The organism is Pseudoalteromonas sp. P1-30, from assembly GCF_001400005.1.
Taxonomy (GTDB): domain Bacteria; phylum Pseudomonadota; class Gammaproteobacteria; order Enterobacterales; family Alteromonadaceae; genus Pseudoalteromonas; species Pseudoalteromonas atlantica.
In genome coordinates this window covers 98,863-105,944 of sequence record NZ_LKBC01000012.1, presented here as the reverse complement: position 1 = coordinate 105,944, position 7,082 = coordinate 98,863, and the positions used below count along the sequence as shown (strand labels likewise).

Annotated in this window: 10 protein-coding genes; 8 read left to right on the top strand and 2 right to left on the bottom strand. The window is 42.1% G+C overall.

Annotated features, from left to right (window positions below):
- Positions 1–236 precede the first annotated feature (236 nt).
- The 5 genes from AN395_RS15675 to alr all read left to right on the top strand — a co-directional run bounded on the left by AN395_RS15675 (position 237) and on the right by alr (position 4,774).
- The gene (locus tag AN395_RS15675) at positions 237–785 is read left to right on the top strand and encodes an RNA polymerase sigma factor (protein WP_004588458.1); all 549 of its coding nucleotides are present in this window, start codon (positions 237–239) and stop codon (positions 783–785) included.
- On the top strand, positions 778–1,254 hold the full coding sequence (locus tag AN395_RS15670) for a hypothetical protein (RefSeq protein WP_054983542.1): 477 nt from the start codon (positions 778–780) through the stop codon (positions 1,252–1,254). Before AN395_RS15675 ends, AN395_RS15670 begins: the two co-directional genes overlap by 8 nt.
- A gap of 9 nt (positions 1,255–1,263) precedes the next feature.
- Positions 1,264–2,202 (top strand): DUF4097 family beta strand repeat-containing protein, encoded by a 939-nt coding sequence (locus AN395_RS15665; RefSeq protein WP_054983541.1) that lies wholly within the window; start codon positions 1,264–1,266, stop codon positions 2,200–2,202.
- Positions 2,203–2,315: 113 nt separating this feature from the next.
- Positions 2,316–3,695, top strand: a complete 1,380-nt coding sequence (dnaB, locus tag AN395_RS15660; protein WP_004588461.1) for a replicative DNA helicase — start codon at positions 2,316–2,318, stop codon at positions 3,693–3,695.
- On the top strand, positions 3,695–4,774 hold the full coding sequence (gene alr / locus AN395_RS15655) for an alanine racemase (protein ID WP_054983540.1): 1,080 nt from the start codon (positions 3,695–3,697) through the stop codon (positions 4,772–4,774). The genes dnaB and alr overlap by 1 nt, the downstream gene beginning before the upstream one ends.
- Before the next feature lie 14 nt (positions 4,775–4,788).
- Here the strand turns inward: alr and AN395_RS15650 are convergent, their stop codons facing one another.
- Positions 4,789–5,028: a DUF2960 domain-containing protein gene (locus AN395_RS15650; protein WP_004588463.1), complete on the bottom strand. Its 240-nt coding sequence runs from the start codon at positions 5,026–5,028 to the stop codon at positions 4,789–4,791.
- A gap of 98 nt (positions 5,029–5,126) precedes the next feature.
- Between AN395_RS15650 and AN395_RS15645 the strand changes: the two genes are divergently transcribed.
- The 3 genes from AN395_RS15645 to AN395_RS15635 are packed head-to-tail and all read left to right on the top strand — an operon-like array spanning position 5,127 to position 6,847.
- Positions 5,127–5,378: a hypothetical protein gene (locus AN395_RS15645; RefSeq protein ID WP_004588464.1), complete on the top strand. Its 252-nt coding sequence runs from the start codon at positions 5,127–5,129 to the stop codon at positions 5,376–5,378.
- A 41-nt stretch (positions 5,379–5,419) separates the two neighbouring features.
- The gene (gene pnuC, locus AN395_RS15640; RefSeq protein ID WP_004588465.1) at positions 5,420–6,037 is read left to right on the top strand and encodes a nicotinamide riboside transporter PnuC; all 618 of its coding nucleotides are present in this window, start codon (positions 5,420–5,422) and stop codon (positions 6,035–6,037) included.
- Positions 6,038–6,040: 3 nt separating this feature from the next.
- Positions 6,041–6,847, top strand: a complete 807-nt coding sequence (locus AN395_RS15635) for a phosphotransferase (RefSeq protein ID WP_054983539.1) — start codon at positions 6,041–6,043, stop codon at positions 6,845–6,847.
- On the opposite strand, the gene AN395_RS15630 is transcribed toward AN395_RS15635, so the two are convergent.
- Complete coding sequence (locus AN395_RS15630) at positions 6,844–7,026, bottom strand: hypothetical protein (protein WP_024031630.1); 183 nt, start codon at positions 7,024–7,026, stop codon at positions 6,844–6,846. The two genes, AN395_RS15635 and AN395_RS15630, sit on opposite strands and share 4 nt — an antisense overlap.
- Between the last annotated feature and the right edge of the window lie 56 nt (positions 7,027–7,082).

Here is a 7,082-nt window from a genome sequence, read left to right as displayed (position 1 = left end):
AAATCAAGTGCATAAAAAAGACCTGGCGATTTCGCACCAAGTCTTTCATTAAAACCGTCAACCTATTTCAGGACGGGACAATTCCTCTTTAATACCCATCTAATAGCTCTATATAAAATTATTTAACTATTTTTATTATTAGTTTAAACCTTTCTTGTCTGTCTTTGCGTCTTAGTAATCAATACACTCATTAATACACGTTTTTAAATAAAAATAATTAAAAGGCGACATCACGGATGTTACACACAAAACCCGAGCACACGCCCCTATGCGACCTTGCACTCATTGAGCGTGTTAAAGCGGGGGATCAAAATGCTTATAAGGCATTATATGAGCTGCATATAAAGCGTGTTTACGGTTTATGTTTGCGCTTATTGGCCGACGAAGCGCACGCTGAAGATGCCGCCCAAGAGGTGTTTGTGCAGGTGTGGCATAAAATAGCGCAGTTTGACGGGCGCTCACAATTTTCTACTTGGCTATATAGCGTAGCAAGCAACATTGCGATTAGTTATGTACGCAAGCACAAAAGCTGGTTAAACAAAGTTGTGAGCATAGAACAAAGCGGTATGGATGAGCAAAGCGCGCAAAGTTGTAAGGGATTAAACGGGTTAGATAAATTAATTGTTCGCCTACCAGAGCGCGCCCGCATGGTGTTTGTTTTATATGCTATTGAAGGCTACCGCCACGAAGAAATAGCCCAGCAATTGGGAATGGCAGTGGGGTCGAGTAAGTCGCAATATCATCGTGCAAGGCAGTTATTACAAGAGTGGTACGAGTATGAGTAAACAAAATTTTGATGACTACTTAAACGAGTCTTTAAACAATGTAAATAAAGACATAGCGCCCAATAAAGCACTTTGGCAGGGCATTGAGCACGCCATAGTTACAGCTAAGCCACCTGCTGTTAAAGCGCCATTATGGCCTAAATTGAGCGCTATTGCTGCGTGCAGTGCAGCGGCGTTATTAGCAATAAATATATTTATGAGCAATAACGAGCCAAGCCAAGTGGCTGCTATGAGCGATTATTTTAAAGCGCAAAAGCAAAGTTTATTAGTGCAGTACAAAAACCAGGATGCACTTACTAATAACTGGCAAGCACAGTTACAAGAGCTTGAAGAAGCAGAGCAAGCAATTAAACAGGCACTTGAAAACGAGCCACAAAATCAGGCATTACTGACCATGTTGGCGCAAGTTTACCAGCAACAACTCGACTTAATTAACAAGGTGCATGCACCGCGTTGGCAGCAAATATAGGGGAATAACATGAAAGCAATTTTACTTGGGCTAAGCCTATTACCACTGAGCGTTTTAGCGGGCGAAAAAATAGATAAGCAAATAGAGGTGCCAAGCGGCGGCACTATTTTTATTGAAAACCAACGTGGCGATGTAAACATAACCGGCTGGGATAAAAACGAATTTAAAGTCTCAGGCGAGCTTGATGACAAGGCCGAAGGATTTGAGCTTAAAACGAGAGATGATAAAACCGAATTTATAGTAAAAATGCCACGCAATTTGGGATGGGGTAACAATGGAGATGGCTCTAACTTAACAGTATTTATGCCAAAAAGCAGTCGCTTAGAATTTGCTGGCGTAAATGTGTCAGTGACTGCAAAAACACTTAAAAAAGGCGCTGAGGTTGATGTTGTTAATGGTGAAATTACGGTAAATGACATTAGCGGCACTGTTAAATTAAGCACCGTAAATGGCGATGTAAACGCACAGAACTTAAGCGGCAATATTCAATTTGAAACCGTAAACGGTGAAATTAACGATAGGCAATCAAGTGGCGAGCTGCGTTTTAGTGCTGTAAATGGCGATATTAAATCAAGCACAACCGCAAACGACGTACGATTAGAAAACGTAAATGGCGATATCGATTTTACATTATCGAGCATAAAAAGCTTACGTATTAATACTGTAAACGGCGAAGCTGAAATACACATCAGTGAGTTGCTAAAAGGGGCTGATGTTCGCTATGAGTCGGTAAGTGGTGATGCTGATTTTTACTTCCCGCAAAGCGTGTCGGCTCAGTTTGAGATTAAAGCGCACGCCAACGGTAAAATTATTAATAAAGTTACCAGCGATAAAGTGACTAAAGCTAAATATGGCCCTTCTAGTGATTTAGAGTTTAGTGCCAATGGTGGCAGCGCAAGTGTTGAAATGGATACGATAAGCGGGCGAATTGAGCTGCGAACTAAATAACGCTAATTAGCGTTAATGATTACAAAAAGCAGGAAAAGATTTCCTGCTTTGCTATTTGCACAGCCCCGCCAAGTCGATAGAATAGAGCCATTCAATTTTAGTACTGTGAAGTTATGGCCAAACCAGATAAGCAAGTCGATACCCTTAAAGTTCCTCCCCATTCAATAGAAGCTGAACAATCTGTTTTAGGTGGCTTAATGCTTGATAACCAAGCTTTTGACCGCGTAGCAGAGCTGGTTGTTGCGCAGGACTTTTATACCCGCACCCATAAGCTTATTTTTGAAGCCATGACCGCGCTTGCTGAAGTGGGCGATCCGATAGATTTAATCACAATTTCAGAAAGTCTTGAAAAAAATAACCAACTAGCAGGCATTGGTGGTTTTGCGTATTTGGCCGAAATAGCTAAAAACACCCCAAGTGCTGCGAATATCGATGCATACGCCAATATTGTGCGTGAGCGCGCGGTAGTACGCGAAATGATTGGCGTAGCTAATGAAATAGCCGAAGCTGGTTTTAACCCAGAAGGGCGCACCAGCCACGACTTATTAGACTTTGCCGAGAGTAAAGTATTTAAAATTGCTGAGCAACGTACAAAAAGTACCGAAGGCCCGCAAAGCATTCATAACATTCTTGAAAAAACCGTCGATAAAATCGAAGAGCTATACCAGTCGCCGCAAGACGGTGTAACCGGTGTAAGCACTGGGTATGCTGATTTAGATAAAATGACAGCAGGTATGCAGCCTTCTGATTTAATTATTGTTGCAGCACGTCCTTCAATGGGTAAAACCACCTTTGCGATGAACCTTGCTGAGCACGCCGCAATGACGCAAGACAAGCCTGTGCTTATTTACTCATTAGAGATGCCCTCTGAACAAATTATGATGAGGATGTTGGCATCACTTGGTCGTATTAACCAAACTAAGGTACGTACTGGCCAGCTAGATGATGACGATTGGGCACGCCTTTCATCAACTATGGGGCTGTTGATGGAAAAAGGCAAAATGTATGTTGATGATGCATCGGGGCTTACACCTACCGATGTGCGTTCACGTGCAAGACGTATAGCGCGCGACCACGGTGGTATTAGTATGATCATGGTCGATTACCTTCAGTTAATGCGCGTACCTAGTTTATCAGATAATCGTACTTTAGAGATTGCCGAAATATCGCGTTCATTAAAAGCGCTCGCTAAAGAGTTACAGTGCCCGGTTATTGCGCTTTCGCAGCTAAACCGTACGCTAGAGCAACGTGCCGATAAACGCCCAATTAACTCAGATTTACGTGAGTCGGGTTCGATAGAGCAAGATGCCGATTTAATCATGTTTATATACCGTGATGAGGTATACAACGAAGACAGTACAGAAAAAGGCATCGCCGAAATTATCATAGGTAAACAGCGTAACGGCCCAATTGGTAAAGTGCGCTTAACCTTCCAAGGGCAATTTTCTCGCTTTGATAATTACGCGGGGCCAGCAGTTGATGATGAATACTAATGCGCCTAGCCACAGCCGAAATTAACTTAACTGCCCTTGCGCATAACTTATCGCAGGTAAAACGTTTTGCGCCAAATAGCAAAATAATGGCGGTATTAAAAGCCAATGCGTATGGACATGGTTTAGTAAAAATTGCCCAGCACTTAAATAGTGCTGATGCTTTTGCTGTTGCCCGAATTGATGAAGCCCTCGCACTGCGCGCCGGTGGTTTAACAAAGCCAATAGTACTGCTTGAAGGTTTTTTTAATAAAGCCGACTTACCTATTTTATTGGCTAATAATTTTCAAACTATTGTGCACGACGAAAACCAGCTTGCAGCAATAGAAAATGCCACCTTAGATGCGCCAATTACTTGCTGGCTAAAAATAAACACCGGCATGCACCGATTAGGCATAGCACCTGAGCAGTTTGACGCATTTTATAGCCGCTTGCAGCGCACACCCAATGCTAAAAGCACCATTAATTTGATGACCCATTTTTCGTGTGCCGATGATACGCACAATACTAAAACGGCGCAGCAAATTAGCTTATTTGATACGCTTGTAAAGGGCATAGAACAAGCGCATTGTTTATCAAACTCGGCCGGTATTATAGCTTGGCCTGCAGGACACGGTGATTGGATACGCCCAGGACTTATGCTTTATGGGGTGTCGCCAATGGCAAACTGCACAGGGCAAGAACACAATTTAAAGCCGGTCATGCGTTTAACCACAAAGGTGATTGCAGTGCGTGATGTTGCCGCACATGAGCGAGTAGGGTACGGAGGCCGTTGGCAAAGTGATAAACCGACCCAATTAGCGGTAGTGGCTATGGGTTATGGCGATGGCTATCCGCGTCATGCCAAAGAAGGCACACCGGTTATGATTGCAGGGCAGCGTTACGGTATTGTAGGCAGTGTGTCTATGGATATGATAAGCATTGATATAGGCGAAAACGAGCACAATGTTAAAGTAGGCGACAGCGTTACAATGTGGGGGCCGGAGCTTCCGGTTGAAGAAATAGCCCACTGCGCCGATACTATCCCTTACGAATTACTGTGTAATATTACACCGCGCGTAAGTTACGAGTACCAGCGATAGTTAACAAGTGATATTTATTCTTTAATAAAGTAAATATCACTAAAGCCCATGCGGGCAAATTCTTGGTCACGAAAGTTACGTACAGCCGAAGAGCCTTTTGAGGTCATTTCTATTTGGCGTACCATGTTTAAGTAGTTAGTTAAATCAATACCTTCGGCAGCGGCAATAGCTTGATACATGTCGTGGTATTTGTCTTTTGCGAAGTTAATTTCGCGCGGTTGGTTTTTAAATGTATAGGTTATTCTGCGTGCCATAATAAGCTCAGCTAATTGAGTGTGAGTGTAATTTTACACTGTATTGAACTGGCATTGAACGATTTGTTGAAATCAAATAATTAAAAGTAGAGTTTAAAATGAAATTATCAGTAGAGATCAGTAAATACCCACTTCATCAAGATTACATCCCGTTTATTAAGGGCTTTATTGACCGTTTAAACGAATACGACAACTTAAAAGTGATCACCAATACGCTTTCTACACAAATTTTTGGCGATTACGATTTAGTAATGCAAGTGCTAAACACTGAAATTAAACGCTCGTACGAAGAGTTTGGTAAGGCTATTTTTGTTTGTAAGTTTTTATCTGGCGATTTATCTCCAGAGTAATCGCCTTTATTTAACGTGTATTAAAAACGGTAACCACACACATGGATTTTTTAACACAAACCTTAAGTGGTTTTACAGCAATGTCGCATTGGGAATATATTGCGGTAGGGTTGTCTATTGCTTATTTATTACTGGCAATAAAAGAAAGCCTATGGTGCTGGCCTGCCGCTTTTTTTAGCACGCTTATTTACACCATAATGTACTGGAATGGCGCGCTGCTTATGGAGTCGCTACTCAATTTTTATTACATGTACATGGCTGTATTCGGCTGGATGGTATGGCGCAAAGGCAAAGCAGATAATATTAGTATTACCTCATGGTCTACACAACGCCACGCCATTCTTATAGGCGCTACGAGCTTAGCGGCCATTATTATTGGCTATGTAATGCAAAACTACACCCACGCCGATTTTGCCTACCTAGATAGCTTTACAACCTGTTTTGCGGTGGTAACCACGTATTTGGTTGCTAAAAAAGTACTCGAAAACTGGCTGTATTGGATTGTTATTGATGCGGCCTCTATGTATTTGTATTACGAAAAAGGCTATTACCCAACGCTCGCGCTATTTATTTTTTACACTATTATGGCCGCGTGGGGATTTAAAACCTGGTACGAAGAGTACGAGCAAAGCCAAGCTAAGCCATTAGCGCAATTATAACGCATGCACCGTAATCCAAATATTGCCGCGTTATGTAGTGAGTTTATGGCACCTGAGCACGTGCTACAAACCACTAAATTAGTGAATGGTTTAAGTAACGACAATTACCTAATAAAAACCGCACAGCAAAACTACTTATTAAAATGCTACAAATCGCATTGGCCTAAAATAGGGCTACAAGCCCAAACTGCACTTAGCCAGCATAACGTTTGCCCTAAACCCATTTGGCTCGATAAGGCTAACAGGCGAGCTGCATTTCGCTATATTTGTGGTGATATCGCTACTAATAATTACAGTATTGACCTAGTTGAGAAGTTGGCACGCGTTCATAGTTACCCTCTAGCTACACAGCCAATGGATATTGCAAAAGAGCTTGTGTATTACGCTAATAGCAATATATATCAACAGCACAGCCGCTTAATTGAAGATACGCTAAGCGCCATTAGTGATATGCCCTACAGCAGTGGCTTTTGTCATAACGATTTAGTTAAAGATAACCTAATAGTAAATTCAAGTGGCATGTATTTGATTGACTTTGAATATGCGCAAACAAACGACGTGTATTTTGATTTAGCGGCACTTGCGGTTAGCTTAGAGCTAAATGCGCACGCAGAGCACACTTTGCTTGAGCAATATAGCGCCCAGCAAGCAATACCCAGTGAGTTTTATTGCGCTTATGACAAGCTACGTTACTTTAAAGTGGTGTTTTTGGTGTTGTGTATAGGGTGGTATGAGCAGCGCGACATAAGTAATAAGGCAAGCACATTACGCGCGCAGCTAAATAAGTTATTAAACGAGATAAAAGATTAAAGCCCGCCAAAACGCGCGGCAAGCTCTTTGTACTTTGCTACTTCGTCAGCATCAAATTGGGGCTCACCGTTTTCATCTTCAGACTTGGCAATAAGCAAGCTCTCACGAGCAAGGCGTTTTACCCGCTCGGCTTTTACACCTAAAAACTCAGCCACTTGCTCAGTCGACATTAAACTCATAATTACATCCTCTATATAATCCGTAAGCATTCAGAACATGTTGCCAAACGGTTACT